The organism is Azospirillum himalayense, assembly GCF_042657465.1.
Lineage (GTDB): Bacteria > Pseudomonadota > Alphaproteobacteria > Azospirillales > Azospirillaceae > Azospirillum > Azospirillum himalayense.
This window is the reverse complement of record NZ_JBHSLC010000005.1, coordinates 36,361-61,219: the sequence shown is the minus strand read 5'-3', so window position 1 is coordinate 61,219 and position 24,859 is coordinate 36,361. Positions and strand designations below refer to the sequence as shown.

Genomic DNA, 24,859 nt, shown 5'->3' with positions numbered 1-24,859 from the left:
CGCCGAAGCCCATCTTCAGCCTCCCTTGCGGCCGGAAGCCCGGCGCTGGTGCAGCGCTTCCTCGATCTCCTCGCCGCCGGCGCCGACCAGGGCGACGGGGTCCACCGCGACCTCCAGATCCTCCGGCCGGGCGGGCTTGGCCGGGTGGCCGCGCCGGGACGCCGGCACGCGCAGCAGCGCGTAGGACAGCAGCGACAGCGCGGCGAGGCCCGGCATGATGGCCGTCGTCGCTGTATAGGGATCGGCGAACAGGGCGGCCACCGCCGTGCCGGCCAGCCCGCCGCCGATCTGCATGAAGCCGATCAGCGCCGAGGCCGCCCCGGCCATGCGGGGGAAGCCGGCCAGGGCGTCGCTGGTCGCTCCGGGCATGACCAGGGCGATGCCGAAGGCCCAGATCGCGGTCGGCCCCATCACGTTCGCCACGGTCGGCTCGCCGGTCAGGGGCGCCAGGGCGAAGCCGAGCCCGCCCACGGCCACGCAGGCCAGGCCGTAGGGGATCAGCCGCATCGCGTCCACCCGGCGCAGCAGCCGCCCGGCCAGGGTCGCCCCCAGCGTGTAGGAACCGGTCTGCAACAGCATGGCGAAGCCGAAGACGGTCGGGCTCAGCCCCACCCGCTCGATCATCACGAAGGGCAGCAGCGCCGCCATGGTGTAGAGGCCGCCCAGCGTCGTGCCGAGCACCAGCCCCGCCCGCATGAAGCGCCGGTCAGTCAGCAGGGTCCGGTAGTTGCGGATCACCGGGCCGGGCCGGGCCGCCGAACGGTCGCGCGTCCGGTTGGTTTCCGCCGTGCCCAGCGCGAACACCGTCAGCACCGCGATGCCGTAGAGCGTCATCACCACGAAGATGGCGTGCCAGCCAACCGTGCCGAGGATCACCCCGCCCAGCGTCGGCGCCACCGCCGGCACGATGGCCAGCATCAGCCCGATCAGGTTCAGGATGCGCGCCGACCGCTGGCCGGTGAACTGGTCGCGCACGATGGCGCGGGAAATGGCGATGCCCGCCGCCGCCCCGATGCCCTGCAGGGCCCGCCCGACCAGCAGCCATTCGATGCTGCCCGACAGGGCCGCCACCACACTGCCCAGGACGTAGGTGACGAAGAAGGCCAGAGCGACCGGCCGCCGTCCATAGGCGTCGGACAGCGGCCCGCAGGCGAGCTGAGAAAAGGCGAAGCCGAAGAAATATACGGAGAGCGTCAGCTTCAGCGCCGCCGGGGTGCTCTGAAAGGCCTCCACCAGCATCGGCAGGGCCGGCGTGTAGAGCGCGAGGCTGAGCGGCCCCAGCGTGACGATCAGCGTTCCGATGACGGCCGTCCGCGTCTCCGTCATGGCGGGCGCGTCGGACTGCGAGGAGGCTTGGCTCATTGGCCGGCCCCGCCGCGGTCGTCGGCGATCATGCGGTTGCGCAGGCGGCCCAGCATGTCCTTGAGCAGGACGATCTCTTCCGCCGAAAGGTCGGCCATGGCCGACTCGCGCTCGGTGCGGAAGGCTTCCAGGACCTGGAGCGCCAGCGGCTCGGCCTGCGGGGTCGGCCGGACGATCTTGGCGCGGCGGTCCGCCGGGTCCGGCTCGCGGACCACCAGCCCGCGCGCCTCCAGCCGGTCGAGGAAGCCGACCAGGGTCATCGGCTCCACCCACATGTGGGTCGCCAGCACCGACTGGCGCGAGCCGGGGTGGCGGCAGACATAAACCAGCGCCCGCGCCTCCCCCGCCGTGAGGCCGAGCCGGGCGTCGTCCAGGGCACGGTCGAACCGCGCGCGCAGAAGCCGCGCGCAGTCGATCAGGATCATTCCGAAGGGGGATTCATCAAGCATCCCTTATTGTAAGGGCGCCTTATAATTTCCAGCAACCACGGGCGGCGCAGGGCGGTCATGCCGCGGCGCCATAGCCGTGCAATGGCGCAATCCGCCGAAGCTGAAGCGAAGCCGACGCGCCAAATAGTCGCAGCATGAAAATCTGTTGCGGACCCGCCGCCGCAAGACGTAGTTTTTCCATCTTGGCAGCAGCAATGGGTGCTCCGTGGTCCGCGCCACCGCCATCGGAACTGCGCATCGACCGGACGAAGACCGGCGCGCCCCTTTCCTTCAATGGAACGCCATCAGAGGCCGAAGGACGCTCCGCATAGGTATACTTACGGATTACTGGCGGCGTCCGCCTTTTGCTACACCCCTGCCCTCAATTGGGCTTTCCGGGAGCGGGCTTCCCGGCGCTTGGCTGTCCAGGCGTGATGTCCGGCGGCGGGGGAACGTCCATGGGGGTCGGCAGCATGGTCTTGGCGGCCTCGCGGTCCTGGGCCAGACGGTCCAGGTCCTGCTGGCGCTGCGCTTCCGTCCGCAGATCGGTGGGGCGCGGCGGAACGGTGCCGAGATTGGGGTATTCCCGGTTCTGGCCGGACATGCCGCGCACCGGCGACTCCTGGCTGGGCACGTCGCGGCCGGTCACGGCGCCGACCAGCCCGGTGTCGAGCACGCGGTCGCTGCAGGCCGGCAGAGCGAGAACAACCAGGACGGACAGCGCCGGACCCAACCGTCCCGCCGTCGCCACCACGCCGCGTCGGATACCCGTTTCCATACTGCGAACCCCACATCCGAACCCATCCGGCCGCTTGAACGGTGGTGGGCGAAATGAAATCTTCATACGAGAGGTGTATGACGGTCCCCGGCTCGAACGGACATGGCATAAGCTGTCCGGGATGCCAGGACCGGAACGCACTCCGACCGAACAGACTTCCGGCAGGCACTGTATAAACCGCACAACGTCCCTCCTGAAGCCTAAAACTCGCCTAAAGAAGAAGGACCGCACCAATGGCCGAAAACCAGGCCCCTGACGTCAAGCTTCCCGATCCGGTGGAGATGTCGCGGGCGATGACCCGCATCGCCGAGCAGAGCCAGCGGCTGGTCACCGAATTCCTGTCCCGTCAGGCCTCGGACGGCGTCGGCGCGAAGAACCCCGACCCGATGGGCGTCGGCCATGCGTTCCTGGAAATGACCACGCGCATGATGGCCGACCCGGCCAAGCTGATGAAGGCGCAGATGACGCTGTGGCAGGACTACCTGACCCTGTGGCAGCGCACCACCCAGCGCTTCTTCGGCCAGGAGGCCCAGCCGGTCATCGCCCCGGCGAAGGACGACCGCCGCTTCAAGGATTCGGCCTGGGACGAGAACACCCTGTTCGACTTCATCAAGCAGTCCTACCTGCTGTCGGCCCGGTGGATGCAGTCCACGGTCAACGAGGTGGACGGGCTGGACGACCACACGGCCAAGAAGGTCGACTTCTACACCCGCCAGTTCGTCGACGCGATGGCGCCCTCCAACTTCGTCATGACGAACCCGGAGGTGCTGCGCACGACCATCGAGACGGGCGGCGAGAACCTCGTCAAGGGGCTTGAGCACCTGCTGAAGGACCTGGAGCGCGGCAAGGGTGAGCTGCGCATCTCCATGACCGACTACGACGCCTTCCAGGTCGGCAAGAACATCGCCGTCACCCCGGGCAAGGTCGTCTTCCAGACCGATCTGATGCAGCTCATCCAGTACACCCCGACCACGCCGGAGGTGAACAAGCGGCCGCTGATGATCGTGCCGCCCTGGATCAACAAGTACTACATCCTCGATCTGCGCGAGAAGAACAGCTTCATCAAGTGGGCGGTCGACCAGGGCCACAGCGTCTTCGTCCTGTCCTGGGTGAACCCGGATGAGAAGCTGGCCCAGAAGGGCTTCGAAGACTACATGTTCGAAGGCGTGCTCGCCGCGCTGGACGCCATCGAGAAGGTGACCGGCGAGAAGGACGTGAACGCCATCGGCTACTGCCTGGGCGGCACGCTGCTGGCCTCCACCCTGTCCTACATGGCCGCCAAGAAGGACGACCGGATCAAGTCGGCCACCTTCTTCACCACCATGCTGGACTTCACCGAAGCCGGCGAGCTGTCGGTCTTCATCGACGAGGAGCAGCTCACCATGATCGAGAGCCAGATGGCCCAGCAGGGCTACCTGGACGGCTCGAAGATGGCGACCACCTTCAACATGCTGCGCGCCAACGACCTGATCTGGTCGTTCGTGGTGAACAACTACCTGCTCGGCAAGGACCCGTTCCCGTTCGACCTGCTCTACTGGAACAGCGATTCGACCCGCATGCCGGCGGCGATGCACAGCTTCTACCTGCGCAACATGTACCAGAAGAACCTGCTGGCGCAGCCGGGCGCGGTGACGCTGGGCGGCGTGCCGATCGACCTGCGCAACGTGAAGACCCCGTCCTTCTTCCTGTCGGCCCGCGAGGACCACATCGCGCCGTGGAAGTCCACCTACATGGGCGCCCACCTGTTCTCCGGCCCGGTGAAGTTCGTGCTGGCGGCCTCCGGCCACATCGCCGGCGTGGTGAACCCGCCGGCCGCCGGCAAGTACTGCTACTGGACCAACGCCAAGCTGCCGAAGGCCTCGGACGACTGGCTGGCGTCGTCGGAGCAGACCCCCGGCTCCTGGTGGCCGGAGTGGAACAACTGGGTCTCCACCTTCTCCGAGGGCAAGGTCCCGGCCCGCGATCCGGCAAAGGGTGGCCTGCCCGTTCTGGAAGACGCCCCCGGCTCCTACGCCAAGGTGCGCATCGTCTGATGCCCCGAATCCGGAGGGCGGTCCGCCGCCCTCCGGATGCCCGCGGCCGTCGGCGCGGCGGACCACAAGAGATGGCCCATAAGAAAAGGCCCCGGACAAATGTCCGGGGCCTTTTCCTTTGTCGGCGAAAGCCCCGGACCGAGGTCCGAGGCTCCCGTGTCCCGAAAGGGAACCTGCGCCTTACGACGACGGGGCGTTCGCACCGCGCGGCAGGATCTGCGCACGACGGTTGGACGGCTCGCGGACGTTCGGGCCGGTCTGCACCAGGAGCTGGCTCTCGCCCTTGCCCTCGGTGGTGATGGCGCCAGCGGCGATGCCCTTGGAAACCAGGGCCTGCTTCACCGCCTCGGCGCGACGCACCGACAGACGCTGGTTGTAGGCCGGCGAACCCGAGGTGTCGGTGTGGCCGACGACATGGACGCGGGCGTTGGCGCCCTTGCCGATGGCGGCGGCCGCATCGCCGATCACGCGGTCGGCGGCCGGGGTGACGTTGGCCTTATCCCAGTCGAAGAACACGAGGTATTCGGTCTGGGCGCGGGCGGCCGGGGCCGGGGCAACCGCCGGAGCGGCCGCCGGCGGGCACTTGAAGCTGCCCTGGTGGGTGGCGTAGCCGCCATCCGCCGTGCGGACCGGGGTGTCGTTCCAGCCGATGACCGGGTTGCACCACTCGGCGGTGTCGACGCTCTGGGCCTGAGCCCCGGCGGTCAGGCCGAAAGCGACGACGGCGGCCGGCACGACGGCCATGGTAGCGCGGAAGAAGCTGTTCATTTCTCCACTCCCTTAGAGACACACTCCCTACCGCTTGGTTCGCGGAGGACGAATCGCACAAACGATAGGACATATCGCGTGCATGTAACGTGACAAAACGCGAAACATGTGGGGTTTGTCCACGTACAAACATACCCTCCGGAAGTCCTACACGTTTCGTGCCGGTGCCACTGTTGCTAGTATGCCACAGTGCTGCGACGCACTAAAGAGGTATTAGCCCTCTCTGTAGATTTGAGCAAGCCGCACGTAGTTCCGGATGTTTACCGGGAAGAAAGATGTGTCCTTTTCCGTAAGTGCACGCACGGGTCTTGCGGGACTTCCGGCCCAAAGTTGCCCAGCGGCCACACGCTTGCCTGGGGTCACCAGAGCTCCGGCGGCCACCATGGCACCCGACTCGACGTAAGCCCCATCCATCACGCAGGCCTGCATGCCGATGAAGCAGCCGCTCTCCAGCGTGCAGGCGTGCAACAGAGCCATGTGGCCGATCGACACGTCGTCACCGACGTAGGTCCCCTGCCCCGCCGACGCGACGTGAATCACGGTACCGTCCTGGATGTTGGTGCGCGCACCGATTCGGATCTCGTTCACGTCGCCGCGGATCGTGCAGCCGAACCAGACGCTGCTGCCCGGCCCGATCTCCACGTCGCCGATGACCGAGGCCGTCGGCGCCACATAGACGCTGGGGTCGATCTTCGGATGCGTGCCCTGGAAGGGCAATATCAGGCCGGACATCGCAGGCAATTTTCCCTCGGGCTGTTTCTCTTCGGTCACGGGAACAGCGGGGCCTGCTCCAGGCCGGTCGTCTCGCCCAGGCCGAACATGACGTTCATGTTCTGGATGGCTTGGCCGGAGGCGCCCTTCACCAGATTGTCGATGACCGAGACGATGATGGCGCCGCGCGGGGTGCGGTCGGGGAAGACGCCGATCAGCGCTTGGTTGGAGGCGCGGACGTGGCGGGTCGCCGGGGCGATGCCGGCCGCCGTGACGTTTACGAAGGGCTCCGATTCGTAGCGCGCGGTCAGCGTGGCGCGCAGGTCGTCGGCGGTGACCCCGTCGGCCATGCGGACGTAGATCGTCGCCATCATGCCGCGGTTCATCGGGACGAGGTGCGGCGTGAAGCTGACCGTCACCGGACGGCCGGCGGCCAGCCGCAGCTCCTGCTCGATCTCCGGCATGTGGCGGTGATGGCCGACACCGTAGGCGTTGAAGCCCTCTGACACCTCGGTGAAGAGGTTCTGCTGCTTGGCGTCGCGCCCGGCACCGGAGACGCCCGACTTGGCGTCGATCACGATGCCGCCCGGCTCGATCAGCTCGTCCATCAGCAGCGGCAGCAGGGGCAGCAGCGAGCAGGTGGGGTAGCAGCCGGGGTTGGCGACCACGCGCGCCTTGCGCACGCCCTGCCGGTTGAACTCGGTCAGCCCGTAGGCGACCTCCTTCTGAAGCTCCACGGCGCGGTGCTCATGCCCGTACCAGGTGGCGTATTCAGCGGGATCGGACAGGCGGAAGTCGGCGGACAGGTCCACCACCTTGATGTGGCGCGGCAGGCCGGCGATGACCTCCTGCGTGGTGCCGTGCGGCAGGGCGCAGAAGACAGCGTCCAGCTTGTCCCAGGCGACCTCCTCGATCTTCACGAGGTCGGGCAGGTTGAACTGGCCCAGATGCGGGAACACCTCCGCCATGGGCTTCCCCGCCTGTCGCTCGGCCGTCAGCGCGCAGATCTCCACGCCGGGATGGCGGAGAAGCATGCGCACCAGCTCGGCGCCGGTGTAACCGGACGCACCGAGAATGCCGACGCGGATGGGGGAAGTGCTGTTGGCCATGGACGCTGTTCCTTTTGACGCACGGGGATGGGCACGGAACGGTGAAGAGACGTGAAACAGACTTGAAACAAGAAAGGGGCGCCCCGTCGGGACGCCCCTCGCTTGTACAGCAGTAACGCGGGTCCGCGGTAGGCTTTAGCGCTTCGAGAACTGGAAGCTGCGGCGGGCCTTGGCCTTGCCGTACTTCTTACGCTCGACGACGCGGGCGTCGCGGGTCAGGAAGCCGGCGGCCTTCAGCGGCGGACGGAGCGCCGGCTCGAAGTAGGTCAGCGCCTTGGAGATGCCGTGACGGACCGCGCCGGCCTGACCGGACAGACCACCGCCGGCCACCGTGACCATCACGTCGAACTGGTCGGCGCGGTCGGTGATGCCGAACGGCTGGGCGATCATCATGCGCAGCACGGGGCGGGCGAAGTAGACTTCCTGGTCGCGGCCGTTGATGACGATCTTGCCGGAGCCCGGCTTGATCCACACGCGGGCGACGGCGTCCTTGCGCTTGCCGGTGGCGTAGGCGCGGCCCTGGGCGTCCAGCTTCGGGGCGACCACTTCGGCGGAGGCGGCGGCCGGAGCGGCGGCGATGTCCTTCAGGCCGGAAAGGGTGGTGGTAACCTGAGCCATTGGATTACGCGCTCCGCTTATTCTTCGGGTTCATGGCCGCAACGTCGAGAGCGACCGGCTGCTGCGCCTCGTGCGGGTGGGCGGCGCCCTTGTAGACCTTCAGGTGGGTCATCACCTTGCGGCCGAGCGGACCGCGCGGAACCATGCGCTCCACGGCCTTCTCGATCACGCGCTCCGGGTACTTGCCGTCCAGGATCTGGCCCTTGGAACGGCCCTTGATGCCGCCCGGATAACCGGTGTGCCAGTAGAAGATGTCGTCCTGGCGCTTGTTGCCGGTCAGCTTGACCTTCTCCGCGTTGATCACGACGACATGGTCGCCGCAATCCATGTGCGGGGTGAAGGTCGGCTTGTTCTTGCCGCGCAGGATGTTCGCCAGGATGCTGGCAAGCCGGCCGAGAACGAGGCCGTCGGCATCGACGACGTACCACTTCTTCTCGATGTCGGTCGGCTTCAGATTGAAGGTCTTCATCGCCACACTCGTTGACTAAACGTGGATCGGCGGGCCACCGAAACTGGACGTTCAATCCCCGGGGCGCCGAAGCGGCCGGTTTTGTACGCAGTGCATGGGGGGCCTGTCAACGGAAAAATATCCGTTTCATATCAACACTCTACACGCACGGTATCATTTTACCGCAAAAGCAAAGCCATTGATGTCATTGGCTTTTTCAGGACATTTCCGGATCGTGGTATCCTGATACCGCTAGCGTCACCGGGTCGTGCGGCGGAATCGAGTAGGTGCCGGTGGCGTGGGCGACGGGCTCCGGATCGCCCTCGGAGAACAGCAGAACCTCGCCATAGGCCAGCCGCTTGCCCATCTTCAGGATCCGGCAATCGGCGGTGATGGCGACCGGCGCCGGGCGGCGCAGGAAATTGATGGTCATGCTGGTGGTCACTGCCAGCTCCACCCGCCCGATCAGGCTGAGCACGGCGGCGTAGAGCGCCACGTCGGCCAGCCCGAACATCGCCGGCCCGGTCACCGTGCCGCCGGGACGGACGAAGCTGTCGTTGTAGGGCAGCTTCATGCGCACGGTCCCGGCGCCGAGCTGCTCGATGGTGATTCCATAATTGCCGACCAGCGGCACGCCCTCGCGAATCAGGGCTTCCAGTTCCTCGGCGGACACGACCGGCGCGCTCATTCCCTCACCCATGGCTTTTCTTATGGAGACCCGATCATGGCGAACATTGCCCGGCCCGCCAAGCGCGTCGCGGCGCCATCGATTTCACACAATTAATCAACGTCAAACGACATTAAATCTACTATTTCAATCAACAAATTGATTGAGTTGTCCGCCTTGGCACCGTTAGATGGGCGGACCACACGCCCGGTTCCGTGGCGGGGGCGGTCGGGGTACTGTTCCCGCCAACGATCAAAACATCCGGGAGGATTGGACAGCGATGAACGACACCCCGCCCCTCATCGGCAACGACGCGCCGCTGGTTCTCCGCGAGGACCGCGACGGAGTCGCGACCCTGACGCTGAACCGCCCGCAGGCGCGCAACGCCCTGTCCATCGGGCTGATGGGCGCGCTGCAGGCGGAGCTGGACGCCATCCACCAGGACTCCACGGTCCGCGCCGTGGTGCTGGCCGGGGCCGGGCCGGCCTTCTGCGCCGGGCACGACCTGAAGGAGATGCGCGCCAATCCGGACCGCGCGGCCTATGAATCGCTGTTCGTCCAGTGCTCCAAACTGATGCTGACGGTCAGCCGCATCCGCCAGCCGGTGATTGCCAAGGTCCACGGCATCGCCACGGCGGCGGGGTGCCAGCTCGTCGCCACCTGCGACCTCGCCTATTGCGCCGACACGGCGCGATTCGCCACGCCGGGCGTGAACATCGGCCTCTTCTGCTCCACCCCCATGGTGGCGCTGAGCCGCGCCGTGGGGCGCAAGGCGGCCATGGAGATGCTTCTGCTCGGCGACCTGATCGGCGCCGACGAGGCGGCGCGCATCGGCCTCGTCAACCGCGCGGTGCCGGCCGACCGGCTCGACGCCGTGGTGGCCGAGGCCGCCGGCAAGATCGCCGCGAAGTCGCCGCTGACTCTCGCCATCGGCAAGGAGGCCTTCTACCGCCAGATCGAGCTGGACGTGGAGGAGGCCTACGCCTACGCCGCCCGCGTGATGACCGAGAACATGCTGGCCCGCGACGCTGAGGAGGGCATCGACGCCTTCCTGCAGAAGCGCCCTCCGGTGTGGTGCGGCCAATGAGCGGCCCCGCCCCCTCGCACGACGGCTACAGTGACGACTTCATCCGCCAGGTCCTGGATCGGGTGAAGACCATCGCCCTGGTCGGCGCGTCGAACGACCCGGTGAAGGCCAGCTTCATCGTGCTGAAGTACCTGCGCGACAAGGGCTACCGCGTCATCCCCGTCAACCCGAAGCTGGCCGGCCAGACCATCCTCGGCGAGCGGGTCCACGCCAGCCTGTCGGAGTTGCAGGAGCCGCCCGACATGGTGGACGTCTTCCGCAACGCCGCCGCCGCCGGAGGCGTGACCGACGAGGCCATCGCCGCCGGTGCCAAGGTGGTGTGGATGCAGCTCGGCGTGCGCAACGACGAGGCGGCGGCGCGCGCCGAGGCGGCGGGGCTGACCGTGGTCATGAACCGCTGTCCCAAGATCGAGCTTCAGCGCCTGTTCCACGAGATCGGGCGCATCGGCGTCAACTCCAACATCCTGACGTCCAAAAAGGCCGCCCCGGCCAAATCCTTCAAAAAACTGATGTAAAAACAGAGGAAGCCATCATGAGCGAGCAGAAGTCCTTCGGTTTCGAGACCCGCGCCATCCACGCCGGCGCCGCCCCCGACCCCGCCACCGGGGCGCGCCAGACGCCGATCTACCAGACCACCAGCTTCGTCTTCGACGACGTCGACGACGCGGCCTCGCTGTTCAACCTCCAGAAGGTCGGCTTCATCTACTCCCGCCTGACCAACCCGACCGTGTCGGTGCTGGAGGAGCGGCTCGCCAACCTGGAGGGCGGCGCCGGGGCTACGGCCACCTCCTCCGGCCACGCCGCGCAGCTGCTCGCCCTGTTCCCGCTGATGGAGCCGGGCGACGAAATCGTCGCCTCGCGCAAGCTCTACGGCGGCACGCTGAACCAGCTCGGCACCAGCTTCCCGCGCGCCTTCGGCTGGAAGTCCGTCTTCGTGGACACCGACCAGCCGGAGAACGTCCGCGCCGCCATCACCGCGAAGACCAAGGCCATCTTCGTGGAAAGCCTCGCCAACCCCGGCGGCGTGGTCACCGACCTTGAGGCCATCGCGAAGATCGCCGACGAGGCCGGCATCCCGCTGATCGTCGACAACACGCTGGCGACGCCGTACCTGATCAACCCGATCCAGTGGGGCGCCACGCTGGTCGTGCATTCCACGACGAAGTTCCTGTCGGGCAATGGCACCTCGGTCGGCGGCGTCGTCATCGACAGCGGCACCTTCGACTGGGGCAAGTCGGGCAAGTTCCCCGCCCTGTCGGAGCCGGACGCCGGCTATCACGGGCTGAAGTTCCAGGAGACCTTCGGCCATCTGGCCTTCACCATCCACGGCCACGCCGTCGGTCTGCGCGACCTCGGGCCGAGCCAGGCGCCGCTGAACGCCTTCCTGACGCTGAACGGCATCGAGACGCTGCCGCTGCGCATGCAGCGCCACAGCGACAGCGCCCTGAAGGTCGCTCAGTTCCTGGAGAGCCACCCGGCGGTGGGCTGGGTCAGCTACGCCGGGCTGGAGTCGTCGAAGTACCACGCACTCGCCAAGAAGTACCTGCCGAAGGGGGCCGGCGCCGTGCTGACCTTCGGTGTCAAGGGTGGCTTCGACGCGGGCGTGAAGGTGGTGGAGAACGTCCAACTCCTCAGCCACCTCGCCAACATCGGCGACAGCCGGTCGCTGATCATCCACCCCTCCTCGACCACGCACCGCCAGCTGTCGCCGGAAGGTCAGGCCCAGGCAGGCGCCGGTCCGGACGTCGTCCGCCTGTCCATCGGTCTGGAGAGCGTGGAGGACATCATCGCCGACCTCGACCGGGCGCTGTCCGCCGCCTGATGCCGGCATCCCTCCGCCCGCCGCGGCGTCCGCCCCGGCGGGCGGAGGGATACCCCGAGAGAGGTAGGCATGACGCGATGGGCTGAGCGCTGGCCGTTCCATTGACCGCCGCAGGTCATAGCACCGACCCTTACCCAAGCAGGATGGGGACACGAACAAGGCAGGGAAGCGGGGCATGAGCGGACGGCTCAGGCGGGGAGTGGCGGCGGTCACGGTGCTGGGGCTGGGCGGCTGCGCAGGCGCGCCGGTGGCGATGACCGCCGCATCCTTCGCCGTGGACGGGCTTCTCTACGTCGGAACCAACAAGAGCAGCACCGACCATATGCTGTCGGCGATGCTGCAGCAGGATTGCGCGACCTTCCGCGTCCTGAGCCAGGGCTATGTCTGCAAGCCGGTGATCGTGCCGGTGGTCCGCAGCGCCGAGAGCGTGCCGGTCCCCCTTCCGACCGAACCGTTGCCCACCCCCGCCCCGCCCGCGCCGCTCCCCGTGACGGCGGAGGTGGAGATCGCCGCGCTGCCGCCGATGCCACGCCCCGCCAAACGGCAATACCTCGTGGTGGCGGGAAGCTTTTCGAAGCGTGGACAGGCCGAAGCCCAGCGCACGCGTCTGGGCCGTCCGGAGGCCGACATCGTGGCGGCCAACGTGCGGGGCCGGCGCATCCACCGCCTCGTCCTGCCGCCGGAGGACCGCCCGACCGCCTTGCGCCGCCTGGCCGAGATCCGCGCCGCCGGAGTGGACGACGCGTGGCTCCTGACCTGGACGGGGCGAACGGTGGTGGCCGACCTGCCCGGCGACGCGCCCTACCCCAGCCTGCCGGACAGAATGTGAGCCGTTACTCCGCCGCCGCCATCGGCGCCGCGGCGGGCTTGGCCGGCACGTCGCGGTCGCGCGGCAGCAGCAACGCCGCCGCGAAGGCGACCAGCGCCAGCACTGACAGCGTGGCGTAGAGCATGACGAACTCGCCCGTCCGCTCATAGACCAGGGCGACGAGTTGAACGGCAAGCGGGCCGGCGCCGAAGGACAGGATGAATTTGGCGCCGTAGGCCAGCCCGCGGTGCTTTTCCGGGGTGTAGCGGGCGAGCAGGAGGTTTTCCGCCGGAATCTGCACCTGGGAGGCGACGACCACCAGCGCCGCCGCGCCGACCAGCGGCAGGTCGGCCAGGACCGCCACCGCCGCCATCATCGGCACCTGAACGAGCAGGCACAGGGTGTAGATGCGCTTCAGCGGGTACTTGTCGGCCAGATGGCCGCCGATGAGCTGCGGCAGGGCAGCGAACAGATAGACCGCCGTCACCACGCCGCCGACGCCCAGCGTGCTGCCGCCCAGCAGGTCGCTCAGCCGCGCCTCGAACAGCTTTGGCAGCACCACCTGCATGGCGTTGAACATCAGCCCGGCACAGACCATCGTCACCGACAGCACGACGAAGGCGCGGATGACGTCGCCGCGCGAGGCCTTGGGGATCGGCTTCACGTCGCCCTGGCGATCCTCGACCTTGCCCATGGCGATCAGCAGGGCCAGCACGACGCCCAGCCCCAGGCAGACCGCACCCGGAATCAGGAAGGCCGAGCGCCAGCCCAGCCACTCGGTCAGGCCGCCAGCCACCACCGCCGCCGAGGCGATGCCGATGGTGCCGAAGATGCCCTGGTAGCCCAGCGCCTTGCCGCGGTTGGTGGCGTTCTTGACCATCCAGGCCATGCCCACCGGGTGGTAGATGGAGGAGCCGAGCCCGAGCACCGCCAGCGCCCACAGCAGCGCCTCCGGTCCGTCGGTCAAGCCGCAGGCGATGGTCCCCGCCCCGGTCAGCAGGAAGAAGACCGCCATCATCCGGCATTCGCTCCAGCGGTCGCCCAGCCAGCCGGCCAGCGGCGCCCCGACGCCGATCATCAGCGCGCCGAGCGTCCACAGCCGGATCAGCTCGTCGTAGGGCAGCTTCCATTCCCGTTCCAACGCAAGGACAACCGTCAGGAACAGGGCCGACACGATGTGCATCAGCGCGTGGCCGACCCAGGAAAAGCCGATCGACAGCCGCGCCGATGTGTCGGTCATGGAAATTCTCCGCATCCGGATGATTTGCGTTTGAAAGCAACCCTTGCGAAACTGGCACGCGGGTCGGAGGCGGTCCAATGCGCCGCCGTCATGGCGGGCATGCGGCGGCGATCACTGGCGACGATCATCGGCGGGTCAGGCCGTCTCGTCGCGCAGCCAGTCCAGATAGGCCGGGTTGCCGCGCCCCACCCTCAGCTCGACCACGCAGGGCACCTCGTAACTGTGCAGTTCCCGCACCCGCGCGGCCAGCCGGTCGAACAGCTCCGCCCGCGTCTTGGCGATCAGCACCGTTTCCGTGGCTTCCTCGATGGCGTCCTGCCAGCGGTAGATGGAGGTCATGCCGTCGAAGATGTTGGCGCAGGCGGCCAGCCCCTCCTCGACCAGCGCGCGGCCGATGCGCCGGGCCTCGTCCCGCGATCCGGCGGTGATGTAGGCGAAGACGAATTCCATGACCGAAGCCTTTCGATGTAGAGTGCCCGAATCTTGCCACAGGCCGCCAGCGCGCAACAGCCAGGCCGCAACATCTTCCGAGGCGACGAACCATGGCCGCACCCCGACGCACCACGTCCCGACGCCGCCCCACCGAGGCGCAGGCGGCGTGGCTGCGCAACGGCCTGGACCAGCCCGGCGGCAAGCTGCCCCTGTTCGACGGCGACGGCCAGCGCGTCAAGCGCCAGACCATCGAAAGCTGCCTGAAGTCCGGCTGGGCCGCGCGCTGGTTCGACAACCCGCTGAAGCCCGACTGGCTGGTCTGCCGCCTGACCGACACCGGCCGCGCCGCCCTCGCCCCCCGCCCCGCCGCGAAGGAACTCGCCCAGGCGGAGTGACCGCCGGACGGGTGACGATCCACCCCATGCGCACCCCCATGCGCACCATGTTGCGGCCCGCGAACGCTCGCGGCCCGACCGGGCATTGTTTCGTAACGGTATCAATCCATGCAGCTCTCCGACCTCGGCCACCGCATTTGCATTCTCGGGCCGTCCAACAGCGGGAAATCCACGCTTGCCGAAGCGATCGCGCGGCAGCGCGGCTTTCCCGTCGTCCATCTCGACCGGCTGTACCACGCCCCCAACACGGACTGGCAGCCGCGGCCGACCGAAGAATTCGTCGCCCTGCACGACGCGGCCATCGCCGGCGACCGCTGGATCATGGAGGGCAACTACTCACGCTGCATTCCGCAGCGCTTCCAGCGGGCGACGGGCCTGATCTACCTGGACGTGCCCATGCCGCTCAGCCTGCTGCGCTACTTCCGCCGAACCCTGTTCGAACGGGAACGGCGCGGCGCGCTGGAGGGCCGACGGGACAGCATCAAGTGGGAAATGATCCGCCACATCGCCGTCACCACCCCGAGAAACCGGACGAGAAACCTGCGAACCTTCGATCAGGCCGACCTGCCGAAGATCCGGATCGACTCCGCGCGGGACCTGAACGCGTGGTACCGGCGCTGGGGCCTCACGCGATAAGGCCGCAGCGTGGGCCTCACGCCGGCACGGCCTTCAGTTGCTGGTCCACCGCCGCCGCCAGTTCACGGGGCGTGACCGGCTTGTGGATCACCGTCAGCCCGTGGGCGGTGGCGTCCAGCAGGCAGTCCGGCCCCGTCTCCCCGGTCAGGATCACCCCCGGCACCCCGGCGCCGTAGCGCTCACGCACGCGCAGGATCACCTCGGTCCCGATCCGCCCCTCGCGCAGCCGGTAATCGGCGATCACGATGTCGGGGACGCGCGTCTGGGCGGACAGACGCTCCATGGCCTGATCGGCACTGCCCGCCGCCAGCACCGTATACCCCCACTCCGTCAGAATCAGCTGAAGCCCCATCAGCACGATGGCGTCATCGTCCACCAGCACGGCGAGGCGGCCCTGCCCCATCCCCGGTGCCGCACCCCCCACCCCCGCGGCGGCGGCGGCGACCGTTTCGCCCATCGGCACCAGAACCCGGAAAGCCGAGCCCTTGCCCACCGCGGAACGCACCTCCACCGGATGATCGAGCAGCCGCGACAGGCGCCGCACGATGGCGAGGCCGAGGCCGAGCCCCTGGTTGCGGTCCCGCTCCGGGTTGCCGACCTGATGGAATTCCTCGAAGATCCGCTCCAGATGGTCGTCGGGAATGCCCATGCCGGTGTCCTGGATCACGATCGACAGGAACCGCCCGTCCGGACGGCACTGCACCCGCACCAGCCCGCTGTCGGTGTAGCGGATGGCGTTCTCGACCAGATTGCGCAGCAGCCGACCCAGCAGCGTGCGGTCGCTGCGCACCCGACCGGCGGCGACCTCGACCTGCCAGCCGATGCCCTTGCCGGCGGCGACCGGTGCGTAGGCGGCGCGGATCGGGTCCAGCACCTCCGCCACGTCGAAATCCTCGAACACCGGCGTCACCACCCCGGCGTCGAGGCGCGACACGTCGAGCAGGCTGTCCAGCAGCCCCTTCAGCGCGTCCAGCCCCTGCTCCAGATGGGTCAGGATCTTGGTGCCCGCGGGGGACCCGACATGGGCCGACAGGGCGGCCGTGAAGAAGAACAGCGACTGGAGCGGCTGGCGCAGATCGTGGCTGGCCGCCGCCAGGAACTTCGACTTGGCGAGGTTGGCGCGCTCCGCCTCGTCGCGGGCGGAGCGCAGTTCGGCCTCCATCGCCTTGCGCTCGGTGATGTCCTCGGCGACGGTGATGCGGTAGGCCGGCTCCGTGCCGGTGATCCGGGCGAGCGAGGAGGTCACCCGCACCCACACCGCCCCGCCGTCCTTGCGGCGGTAGCGCTTCTCCAGGGCGTAGCTGGCCAGTTCGCCGGACAGCAGCTGCTCGATCAGCTGTTCCTCCGCCGGCAAATCCGCCGGATCGGTGATGTCGCGGTAGGTCCGCCGCAGCAACTCCTCCCGCGGGTAGCCGACGATGTCGCAGATCTTGGCGTTGACGTCGAGGATGCGGCCATCCAGGCCCACCCGCTCGATGCCCACCGCCGCCAGTTCGAAGACCGACCGGAAGCGTTCGTCGCTCTGGCGTCGCGCCGTCTCGGCCCGACGCAGGTCGGTGACCTCCATCACGACGGCGCCGACCGCCGCGACCTCCATCCCCTCATGCACAGGGAACAGGGCGATCAACCAATGGCGCGTCACGCCCGGCTCCTTGGGCGTCTCGCCCATCACCTCCCGGTAGGGGACCGGCTCACCGGTGTCGAACACCCGGTCGATCAGCGGCTCGACGCTGGCCCCGACGACGGGAAGCAGGTCCGCCACGGTGCGGCCCATATGGGCCTCGGCCAGGATGCCGTTGGAATCGGCCAACTGCTCGTTGATGCGGATGTAACGGCGCTCGCGGTCGAAGAAGGCGAAACCGACCGGCGCGTTCTGCAGCAGGCTGTTCAATTGGGCGAGCAGCGCGTTCTTTTCCCGGTTGGCGGAATTCAGCGCCGCCTCTCCCCACTTGCGGGCTGTGGTGTCCTGGAAGAAGACGGCCAGCCCGTCCGGCGACGGGAAGGCGCGCACGGCGAACCAGGATTCGAAGGCCGTGCAATACTCCTCGAACTCGACGGGCGTCTGGTCCCGCATGGCGCGGCGATAGTTCTCGCCGAAGGCGCTGGCGTCGACCTCCGGGAAGACGTCCCACAAATCCTGGCCGATCAGGTCGCGCCCCCCGGCGATCAGCGTCCGGGCGCGCTCGTTCATGAAGGTGATGCGCCAGTCGTGGTCCACCTCGAACACGCCGTCGGTGATGCTGCCCAGGACGGCGGCCGTCTTGTGGGCCAGCGCGTTGGCCTGCTCCCGGATCTGCTGCTGACGGGCCAGTTCCTCGGCCATGCCGTCGAAGGCGCGGGCCAGAGTGCCGAGCTCGGACGACTGCTTCGCCACGCCGCTACGCGCCGTCAGGTCGCCGCCCTTCCAGCGCTCCGCCGTCGCAACCAGCGCCGCCACGGGTCGCCGCAGGAACCGGTTGGCGCCCCACCAGACAGCGAGCAGCGTCAAGAACAGCACCGTGGCGATGCCGGTCATCGCCTGGACCATCGCGCCGCGGATCGGCTCCAGCGCCGCGCCCTTGTCGAGGCAGACCACGACGCCGACGCCGTCCAGACTACGCCCGGTCGGCTGATAGGCGACGATGCGCGGCCGCCCGTCCGGCCCGGTCACCTCGGCGACGCCGGGGGCGTCGCGGGACAGCAGCGCGATGACGGACGGGGACAGAACGCCGCCGCTGTCTGTCTGGTTTGGCTCCGTCTGGTTTGGCCCCGTCTGGTTCGGCAGGGGCGGCACCTGTGCGACCACCCGCTCGCGGCGGTCCACCAGAGTGATCCGCGCGTTGCCGGACAGCGGCCGCTTGGACAGGAAATCGGCGATCCAGGAGATGTCGGTCATCGCCGTCACCACGCCGGCCGCCCGTCCCTCCGCATCCTGGAAGGCCAGCGCGACGGGGACGGCGGAGCGCCCGTCGGTCCGCCGGAAGACATGCTCGCCCAGCGTCATCCGGCCGCTGTCCAGCGCGTCGCGGAAATAGTCGCGGTCGGCGATGGAAATCCCCTGCGCGGCGCGATCGGTCGCGCAGCGCACCACTCCGTCCAGCCCGGCGATCACGATGCCGAGATGGCCGGGATACGACACGCGCAGGCCGTCCATCAGTGCCTGACAGGCCGGGGAGTCGGGCGCGCGCACCGCGTCGGCCTTCACCAACGTGCTCAGCACCTGCCGCAGCCCGTCGATCATGCGGTGCTGTTCCGCCTCGAACAGCGCGGCAAGGTGCAGGGCGTCGCGCCCCACCTCGGCCTCCCGCGCGGCCCGCAGAGCCAGCTCGTTCTTCACCTCGATGACGGCCGCCGGGATCATCGCCACGAGAACAAGAAGCATCAGGCGGTGAAGAAGGCTCATGCAGAGCGGCTTTCGGAAAATGGTTCCGTGTGACCGTGCGCGATGCTCGACCGCCCCGTCAACGGATACGCGTGGCCTTCCAGGCGCCGGAGCGTTCGGCGCCGGCGGCGATGCGGCGGTCGGCGATCTCGGATTCATCGACCTCGGCGATGCCGGCGTGCTTCAGGGCGCGCAGAAGGACGCTGCGGACGGTCGTCCCCTCCTCCTCGGCGCGGCGGCGTACGGCGCGCTTGACGCTCTGCGGCACCATCGCGGCCAATTGCACATCGGGTTCACGGCGGTCCGACGGCGCCGGGTTGGCGGCGGATGGAATGGTGTTGACGGGGCGGAGGGGGTGGTCGCGCATCGGTCCTGCCGTACATGGTTCGAAGGTGCGAAACCATCCCCCCTTATAGTTAATTTCTTGTTAACCATAAATCCCCCAGCAGTGCCAGGGGTTTGTCCTACGCCGGAATTGCGGTTGACCTGCCCAATCCTGCACCGAAGAGTGGCCGGCTGGGCCATCCGGCGTCCCGGCGCCGGATCTCCGCCCCCTTCGCACGGCCAGAGCAGAGGAGCGACGACGTTGTCAGCACGCCCTTCGAAACGCCGCATCGCCATCATTGGGGCCGGCTTCACCGGCAGCGTCCTCGCCGCGCACCTGATGCGCAGCGCCGATGAGCCGACCAGCCTGCACCTGATCGAACGCACGCCCAGCGTCGGCGCCGGGCTCGCCTACTCCACGCCCAACGCCGCACATCTGCTGAACGTGCGTGCCTACAACATGAGTGCCTATCCGGACGATCCGCGGCACTTCCTGCGCTGGCTTTGGGCCCAGGACGACAAGATACAAGACGACAAGATACAAGACGAGAGGGCCGGAGCGGTGCCGCCCAGCGGCCACGCTTTCGTCTCCCGCGCCCGCTATGGCGCCTACATCCAGGACGTCCTGCGGGAGGCCGTGGTCGCCGCCCCGCCCCACGTCTCCCTCACCGTGTCGCAGGCCGAGGCGGTGGACATCGCGTCCGACGCGCGGGGCACCCGGCTGCGGCTGGGCAACGGCACCAGCCTGTCGGTGGACACGGCGGTTCTCTGCGTCGGCAACTTCGCCCCCTCGCCGCCGCCGGTCCCGGCGCCGGAGGTCTATGCCTCCAGCCGCTATATAGCCTCCCCCTGGGACTGGCCGGCGCTGTCCACGATCGCCCCGGACGCGCCCGTGCTGATCCTCGGCACCGGGCTGACCATGGTGGACACCGTCCTGTCGCTGGAGGACCAGGGGCACCGCGGCCCCATCCTCGCTTTGTCGCGCCGCGGCCTGCTGCCCCAGACGCACGAGGAGACGCGGCCCTTCAAGAGTTTCATCCACCCGCAGGTGATGCCGCGCACCGTTCTGGACGTGATGATTGCCCTGAAGGCCGACGTCCGTCGCGCGCGCGAGACGGGCTTCGACTGGCGCTCAGCCTTCGACGCGCTGCGCCCCTACCATCACCTGATCTGGAGCCATCTGCCGATGGAGGAGCGTCGGCGCTTCCTGCGCCATGTCCGCCCCTATTGGGAGGTCCATCGCCACCGCATCGCGCCAGCGGTGGCGGCCCGCATCGCCGCCCTCTGCGCCAACGGGCGGCTGGCCATCCGCGCCGGACGCCTGCAAACGCTGACTCTCGTCCCGAACGGGGTTGAGGCGGCTGTCCGCGCCCGCGTGGCCGAGGGAACCGTCTGGGCCCGCACGGTGGGTGCCATCGTCAACGCCACCGGCACCGAGTGCGACTTCAGCCGGATCGGCCATCCGCTGGTCAAGGCGCTGCTGACGCGCGGCCTGGCGCGGCCCGACCCGCTGCGGCTGGGGCTGGACGTCACCATGGACGGCGCCCTGATCGGCGAGGATGGACAGGCGTCGGACCGGCTGTTCGCGCTCGGCCCCGTCAGCCGCCCACCCTTCTGGGAGATGAGCGCGGTGCCCGAGCTGCGCAACCAATGCGCCCGGGCCGCCCGGCACATCGCCGGGCTGCGGCGGTCCGCCTACCCTCTGGCGGAGCCGGCCTTTCTGGGCGCGCGGGCGGTGCCCTGACGGATGGGGTTACCGGACCGCCCGCCCCTCTCACCAGGGGGTGCCGTCGCGATGCGTGAAGAGGTCCGTCGCACTGTCGTAGCGCAGATCCTCGTCCGGGTAATGCGCCTCGTCCCCCGCGCTGCGGTCGCCGACCTCCAGATAGGTCGCCGGCTCGTCGGAGCGGTTGACGAGCTGGTGCCCGTCGGGCTTTCCGGCCGGGAATCCGGCGCACATGCCGGGACGCAGGACCGTCTCGCCGGCGTCGGTGACCAGGGTCAGCTCGCCGTCCAGCACATAGACGAACTCGTCCTGGCGGGTGTGCCAGTGCCGCAGGGCGGAGGCGGCGCCCGGCTCCAGCCGGGTCAGGTTAACGCCGAACTTGGTGATCCCCAGCGGGTTGCCCAGCCGCTTGCGCAGGCGCCCGGCCACCGCCGCGCGGAACGTCTCGGGATAGTCGGTGGCGCCGAGCTTCGCCCCAACGGTGGCGGGGTCGAGCACCGGGGGCGCCGGCAGGTTGGTGGGCGTGATGGGGGGCGCGCTGGCCGGGTCTTTGTCTGACAAAGGTGGGTCTCCCTTCACCGGGGAACGATACCGATCTCTGGATTCGGTCGGGGGTCGTCACTGTAGGCCATCGGGCACGGACCGACCATCCGGCCTGTTAAGCCACCGGCCGGGCACCTCATCGGGGCAAGGCCCAACGAAAGGGGGAAAGGCGCATGGAGACGACGCTCTACATTCCACCGCTCGGCCTTGCGGGGCAATTCGCCGCGCCCGCCGATTTCGCGGCGGCGGTGATCTTCGCCCATGGGACTTCCAGCGGGCGGATGAGCCCGCGCAACGTCCGCGTCGCCGCGCGATTGCGCGAGGCCGGATTCGCCACGCTGCTGATGGACCTGCTGACCGCGGGGGAGAGGGCCGACCCGGCCAACCAGTTCGACGTCCACCGCCAGTCCGAGCGCCTGCTGCTGGCCGTCCGCCATCTGCGCGCCACCACCGCGGTGGAACGCAAGCCCATCGGCTTCTTCGGCGCCGGGTCGGGGGCGGCGTCGGCGCTGATCGCGGCCGGGCGCGCCGCGGAGCATGACGGCGTTGGTGCCGTGGTCTGCCGCGGCGGACGTCCCGATCTGGCGGAGGAATGGCTGAACGCCGTCGCCGCCCCCACCCTGTTGGTGGTCGGCGGCAAGGACGCCCCGGCGCTGGACCTCAACAACGACGCCTTCAACCGGCTGCACTGCACCAAGGCATTGGAGGTCGTGCCGGGGGCGGGCCGCCTGTTCGAGGAAACCGGGAAGCTGGATCAGGTGGCGGATTCCGCGCGCTCCTGGTTCGCCACCCATCTGCTCAAGGCTGCCAACGGCTGAGCGCGGGTCGACAGCGGGAGCGATGCAGGCTACCTCTGGTTTCCCCACCGCATCGCAGCATCCGGATCGGACCGTCCATGCCCAAGCTCGAAATCCTCAGCCGCCGCCCCGCCGGACCGGTGAAGCCCGTGCCCCTGCTGTTCGTCCATGGTGCCTTCTGCGGCGGCTGGATCTGGGACGAGCATTTCCTGCCCTGGTTCGCCGAGCAGGGGTGGGAGGCGCACGCCGTGTCCCTGCGCGGCCATGGCGCCAGCGAGGGGCGGGAGCGGCTGAACAGCTTCGGCATCGCCGATTATGTGGATGACGTTCTGAGCGCGGTGGACGCCTGTTCGGCGCCGCCGGTGCTGATCGGCCATTCCATGGGCGGCATGGTGGTCCAGCGGGCCTTGATCCGCCGGCGTTTCCCGGGGGCGGTCCTGATGGCTTCCGCCCCGCCGCACGGCCTGCTGGAATCCTCGCTGCGGCTGGCCTGGAGCGATCCCTACGTGTTCCAGCAGATGGGCATGCTGATGACCTTCTCCAACGGCATCGAGGCGGAGGCGGTGCGCCGTGCCATGTTCTCCGACCGGGTGCCGCTGGAGTTGGCCAAGCGCTACGAGCCGCTGATGCAGGAGGAGTCGCAGCGCGTGCTTCTGGACATCGGCGGCTGGATTCCCTTCCCGCTCCTGCCGGCCCGCGGCGCCCGCGTGACCGTGCTGGGCGCGGAGGAAGACCGGCTGATCCCCAAGGACCAGGTCGAGGCCACTGCCCGCGCCTTCCGGACGGAGCCGGTGTTCTTTCCGGAGATGGGGCACAGCATGATGCTCGAACCCGGCTGGGAAGCGGTCGCCCGCTACGTCGCGGACTGGGTGGAGACGACCGTTCTGGAGAAACCGGCGCTGGAAAAGGCGGCGCCGAGGAAGACGGCTCCGCTGGCGGTCCCCGACGCGGGTGTGCGCGCCGCCGCCGACTGACCGGCAGGGCGCGCCGTCGCTCACTGCGTGCGCAGGGTCCTCAGAAAGCCGCTGATCTCACCGTTCAGGGTCTCCGACTGCTGGGCCAATTGCCGCGACGCCTCCAGCACGGCATAGGCCATCTTCCCACACTGCCCAGCGGCGGCGGTGACGCCGGAGATGTCGCGCGCCACGTCCCGCGTGACGTCGGCGGCCTGCTGGACGTTTCGGCTGATCGCCTGGGTCGCCGCGCCCTGCTCCTCAACCGCCGACGCGATGATCGTGGCGATACCGTTCACCTGCTCGATCACCCGCGCCACCCCGCCGATCTCCGCCACCGCCTCGCCGGTCGCGGACTGGACGCCGGCGACCTGGGCGGCGATCTCCTCGGTGGCCCGGGCGGTCTGGCTGGCGAGGCTCTTCACCTCGCCCGCGACCACCGCGAAGCCCTTGCCGGCTTCGCCCGCACGGGCCGCCTCGATGGTTGCGTTGAGCGCCAGAAGGTTGGTCTGCGCCGCGATGTCGTTGATCAGGCTGACCACGGTGCCGATCCGCCCGACCGCCTCGGCCAGCCCGGTCACCTTGCCGGTGGCACGCTCCGACGCGGTGGCGGCGTCCCGCGCGATGCGCGAGGCGTCGGCGACCCGGCGGCTGATCTCCCCCACCGACCCGGACAGTTGCTCCGTCGCCACCGCGACCGTCTGCACGTTGACCGAGGTCTGCTCCGTCGCCGACGCCACGGCGCCGGCCAGCTGGTCGGTCTGTCCGGCGGCGCGGGTCATCTCCTGGGCCTCGCGCTCCATCGCCTCGGTTTCGTGCGACACCGACTTCATCACCTCGCCGACGCTCCGCTCGAACCGTTCGGCGAGACCGGTGAGGGTGCGGCGCTTGTCCTCCTCCGAGCGGCGCAGCGTGGCGGCCTGATCGGCCTCCAGACGCTTCTTCTCCTCGGCGTTGCTCAGGAACACGCGGGCGGCGCTGGCCATGGCGCCGATCTCGTCGCGGCGGTTCGCCTCGGGAAAAGCGACGGAAAGGTCGCCGTCCGCCAGGGCGTGCATGCGGACGCTGAGGCTGCGGATCGTGGCGCTGAGCCGCACCCCGACCAGCGCGATCAGACAGACCGCCGGCACCGCCAGAAGACCGGCCACCGCCAGAACGGTCCACAGCGTGCTCAGAAAGGCGCCACGGATGTCGTCGATGAAGACGCCCGTCCCGATGTAGATGCCCCAGGGCTGGAAGGTCTTGATGTAGGACAGCTTCGCCGCCGTCTCGTCGCTGTTCGGGGTGACGTTCCAGAAATAGCCGTAGGTGCCTTCCCCCGAGGCCTTGGCGATCCGCGCCATGTCCATCAGGATCGGCGCGCCCTTGGTGTCCTTCACGCCGGACACGTTCTGCCCCATCATCTTCGGGCTGGGATGGGCAAAGCCGAAGCCGTCCAGCGTGATTGCGAACAGATATTCCTGCCCGCCGTAGCGCATGCCGAGAAGCGACCGTTTGAAGCGGGCCTGGGCCTCCTCCCGCGTGATCTGGCCGGCGGCGGCCTCCGCCTCATAAGCGGCGGCCATGCTGTGGGCGGCTTCGACCATGAAGCGCAGGGACTGAACGCGGTCCGCGTGCATGCGCTGGTAATTCAGCCAGAGGCCGGCGCCGACGATGGCGGCCGACGCGATGCTCGCCAGAGCCACCAACCCCCAGAGCTTCGAGCGAATGGACACATTATCGAACATGACAACCCTTCCGACAAGTCCGCGCCGATGGGCGGTGGCACGCGGGCCGTTCCTCTGTCGGAATGCTACCGAAGCAATCGTGACTT

General features: G+C 68.7%; 25 protein-coding genes. 10 read left to right on the top strand and 15 right to left on the bottom strand.

Going from position 1 to position 24,859, the window contains the following annotated elements; translation table 11 throughout:
- Positions 1-15: 15 nt before the first annotated feature.
- The 3 genes from ACFPMG_RS03720 to ACFPMG_RS03710 form a co-directional block, all read right to left on the bottom strand.
- Positions 16-1,362: a multidrug effflux MFS transporter gene (locus ACFPMG_RS03720; protein ID WP_376993877.1), complete on the bottom strand. Its 1,347-nt coding sequence runs from the start codon at positions 1,360-1,362 to the stop codon at positions 16-18.
- Complete coding sequence (locus ACFPMG_RS03715; RefSeq protein ID WP_376993876.1) at positions 1,359-1,811, bottom strand: MarR family winged helix-turn-helix transcriptional regulator; 453 nt, start codon at positions 1,809-1,811, stop codon at positions 1,359-1,361. The genes ACFPMG_RS03720 and ACFPMG_RS03715 overlap by 4 nt, the downstream gene beginning before the upstream one ends.
- Before the next feature lie 361 nt (positions 1,812-2,172).
- Entirely contained in the window at positions 2,173-2,568 is a 396-nt protein-coding gene (locus tag ACFPMG_RS03710; protein ID WP_376993875.1) for a hypothetical protein, read from the bottom strand.
- Positions 2,569-2,801: 233 nt separating this feature from the next.
- On the opposite strand from ACFPMG_RS03710, the gene ACFPMG_RS03705 reads away from it, so the two are divergent.
- Positions 2,802-4,601: a PHA/PHB synthase family protein gene (locus ACFPMG_RS03705; protein ID WP_376993874.1), complete on the top strand. Its 1,800-nt coding sequence runs from the start codon at positions 2,802-2,804 to the stop codon at positions 4,599-4,601.
- A gap of 180 nt (positions 4,602-4,781) precedes the next feature.
- On the opposite strand, the gene ACFPMG_RS03700 is transcribed toward ACFPMG_RS03705, so the two are convergent.
- The 6 genes from ACFPMG_RS03700 to ACFPMG_RS03675 all read right to left on the bottom strand — a co-directional run bounded on the left by ACFPMG_RS03700 (position 4,782) and on the right by ACFPMG_RS03675 (position 8,943).
- Positions 4,782-5,369, bottom strand: coding sequence for an OmpA family protein (locus ACFPMG_RS03700; RefSeq protein WP_376993873.1), 588 nt, complete (start codon positions 5,367-5,369; stop codon positions 4,782-4,784).
- Between the two features lie 213 nt (positions 5,370-5,582).
- The gene (locus ACFPMG_RS03695) at positions 5,583-6,101 is read right to left on the bottom strand and encodes a gamma carbonic anhydrase family protein (RefSeq protein ID WP_376994018.1); all 519 of its coding nucleotides are present in this window, start codon (positions 6,099-6,101) and stop codon (positions 5,583-5,585) included.
- Between the two features lie 35 nt (positions 6,102-6,136).
- The gene (gene argC / locus ACFPMG_RS03690; RefSeq protein WP_376993872.1) at positions 6,137-7,189 is read right to left on the bottom strand and encodes an N-acetyl-gamma-glutamyl-phosphate reductase; all 1,053 of its coding nucleotides are present in this window, start codon (positions 7,187-7,189) and stop codon (positions 6,137-6,139) included.
- Positions 7,190-7,324: 135 nt separating this feature from the next.
- Positions 7,325-7,807, bottom strand: a complete 483-nt coding sequence (gene rpsI / locus ACFPMG_RS03685) for a 30S ribosomal protein S9 (RefSeq protein WP_014240248.1) — start codon at positions 7,805-7,807, stop codon at positions 7,325-7,327.
- Positions 7,808-7,811: 4 nt separating this feature from the next.
- Positions 7,812-8,276 (bottom strand): 50S ribosomal protein L13, encoded by a 465-nt coding sequence (gene rplM, locus ACFPMG_RS03680; protein WP_014240247.1) that lies wholly within the window; start codon positions 8,274-8,276, stop codon positions 7,812-7,814.
- Between the two features lie 196 nt (positions 8,277-8,472).
- The gene (locus ACFPMG_RS03675; RefSeq protein ID WP_035673266.1) at positions 8,473-8,943 is read right to left on the bottom strand and encodes a PaaI family thioesterase; all 471 of its coding nucleotides are present in this window, start codon (positions 8,941-8,943) and stop codon (positions 8,473-8,475) included.
- A 259-nt stretch (positions 8,944-9,202) separates the two neighbouring features.
- Between ACFPMG_RS03675 and ACFPMG_RS03670 the strand changes: the two genes are divergently transcribed.
- The 4 genes from ACFPMG_RS03670 to ACFPMG_RS03655 all read left to right on the top strand — a co-directional run bounded on the left by ACFPMG_RS03670 (position 9,203) and on the right by ACFPMG_RS03655 (position 12,660).
- Positions 9,203-10,009: an enoyl-CoA hydratase gene (locus ACFPMG_RS03670; RefSeq protein WP_376993871.1), complete on the top strand. Its 807-nt coding sequence runs from the start codon at positions 9,203-9,205 to the stop codon at positions 10,007-10,009.
- Positions 10,006-10,524: a CoA-binding protein gene (locus tag ACFPMG_RS03665; protein WP_376993870.1), complete on the top strand. Its 519-nt coding sequence runs from the start codon at positions 10,006-10,008 to the stop codon at positions 10,522-10,524. The genes ACFPMG_RS03670 and ACFPMG_RS03665 overlap by 4 nt, the downstream gene beginning before the upstream one ends.
- A gap of 17 nt (positions 10,525-10,541) precedes the next feature.
- Positions 10,542-11,831 (top strand): O-acetylhomoserine aminocarboxypropyltransferase, encoded by a 1,290-nt coding sequence (locus tag ACFPMG_RS03660; protein ID WP_376993869.1) that lies wholly within the window; start codon positions 10,542-10,544, stop codon positions 11,829-11,831.
- Positions 11,832-12,006: 175 nt separating this feature from the next.
- A complete protein-coding gene (locus ACFPMG_RS03655; protein ID WP_376993868.1) occupies positions 12,007-12,660 on the top strand; it encodes an SPOR domain-containing protein in 654 nt (217 codons plus the stop codon).
- A gap of 4 nt (positions 12,661-12,664) precedes the next feature.
- Here ACFPMG_RS03655 and ACFPMG_RS03650 read toward each other — a convergent pair whose 3' ends face one another.
- Together ACFPMG_RS03650 and cutA are read right to left on the bottom strand one after the other, a co-directional pair.
- Entirely contained in the window at positions 12,665-13,879 is a 1,215-nt protein-coding gene (locus tag ACFPMG_RS03650) for an MFS transporter (protein WP_376993867.1), read from the bottom strand.
- A gap of 135 nt (positions 13,880-14,014) precedes the next feature.
- Positions 14,015-14,329: a divalent-cation tolerance protein CutA gene (cutA, locus tag ACFPMG_RS03645; protein ID WP_376993866.1), complete on the bottom strand. Its 315-nt coding sequence runs from the start codon at positions 14,327-14,329 to the stop codon at positions 14,015-14,017.
- A gap of 92 nt (positions 14,330-14,421) precedes the next feature.
- On the opposite strand from cutA, the gene ACFPMG_RS03640 reads away from it, so the two are divergent.
- Positions 14,422-14,706: a hypothetical protein gene (locus tag ACFPMG_RS03640; protein WP_376993865.1), complete on the top strand. Its 285-nt coding sequence runs from the start codon at positions 14,422-14,424 to the stop codon at positions 14,704-14,706.
- Between the two features lie 108 nt (positions 14,707-14,814).
- Positions 14,815-15,342: an isopentenyl transferase family protein gene (locus ACFPMG_RS03635; protein ID WP_376993864.1), complete on the top strand. Its 528-nt coding sequence runs from the start codon at positions 14,815-14,817 to the stop codon at positions 15,340-15,342.
- A gap of 16 nt (positions 15,343-15,358) precedes the next feature.
- Here ACFPMG_RS03635 and ACFPMG_RS03630 read toward each other — a convergent pair whose 3' ends face one another.
- Together ACFPMG_RS03630 and ACFPMG_RS03625 are read right to left on the bottom strand one after the other, a co-directional pair.
- Entirely contained in the window at positions 15,359-18,724 is a 3,366-nt protein-coding gene (locus tag ACFPMG_RS03630; RefSeq protein ID WP_376993863.1) for a PAS domain-containing protein, read from the bottom strand.
- A gap of 58 nt (positions 18,725-18,782) precedes the next feature.
- Positions 18,783-19,070, bottom strand: coding sequence for a hypothetical protein (locus ACFPMG_RS03625; RefSeq protein ID WP_376993862.1), 288 nt, complete (start codon positions 19,068-19,070; stop codon positions 18,783-18,785).
- Positions 19,071-19,289: 219 nt separating this feature from the next.
- On the opposite strand from ACFPMG_RS03625, the gene ACFPMG_RS03620 reads away from it, so the two are divergent.
- Positions 19,290-20,771: an FAD/NAD(P)-binding protein gene (locus ACFPMG_RS03620; protein ID WP_376993861.1), complete on the top strand. Its 1,482-nt coding sequence runs from the start codon at positions 19,290-19,292 to the stop codon at positions 20,769-20,771.
- Between the two features lie 30 nt (positions 20,772-20,801).
- Here ACFPMG_RS03620 and ACFPMG_RS03615 read toward each other — a convergent pair whose 3' ends face one another.
- Complete coding sequence (locus ACFPMG_RS03615) at positions 20,802-21,314, bottom strand: cupin domain-containing protein (RefSeq protein ID WP_376993860.1); 513 nt, start codon at positions 21,312-21,314, stop codon at positions 20,802-20,804.
- 155 nt (positions 21,315-21,469) lie between these two features.
- Between ACFPMG_RS03615 and ACFPMG_RS03610 the strand changes: the two genes are divergently transcribed.
- Together ACFPMG_RS03610 and ACFPMG_RS03605 are read left to right on the top strand one after the other, a co-directional pair.
- The gene (locus ACFPMG_RS03610) at positions 21,470-22,114 is read left to right on the top strand and encodes a dienelactone hydrolase family protein (RefSeq protein WP_376993859.1); all 645 of its coding nucleotides are present in this window, start codon (positions 21,470-21,472) and stop codon (positions 22,112-22,114) included.
- Between the two features lie 77 nt (positions 22,115-22,191).
- The gene (locus ACFPMG_RS03605) at positions 22,192-23,067 is read left to right on the top strand and encodes an alpha/beta hydrolase (RefSeq protein ID WP_376993858.1); all 876 of its coding nucleotides are present in this window, start codon (positions 22,192-22,194) and stop codon (positions 23,065-23,067) included.
- 20 nt (positions 23,068-23,087) lie between these two features.
- Here ACFPMG_RS03605 and ACFPMG_RS03600 read toward each other — a convergent pair whose 3' ends face one another.
- A complete protein-coding gene (locus ACFPMG_RS03600) occupies positions 23,088-24,773 on the bottom strand; it encodes a methyl-accepting chemotaxis protein (protein ID WP_376993857.1) in 1,686 nt (561 codons plus the stop codon).
- Between the last annotated feature and the right edge of the window lie 86 nt (positions 24,774-24,859).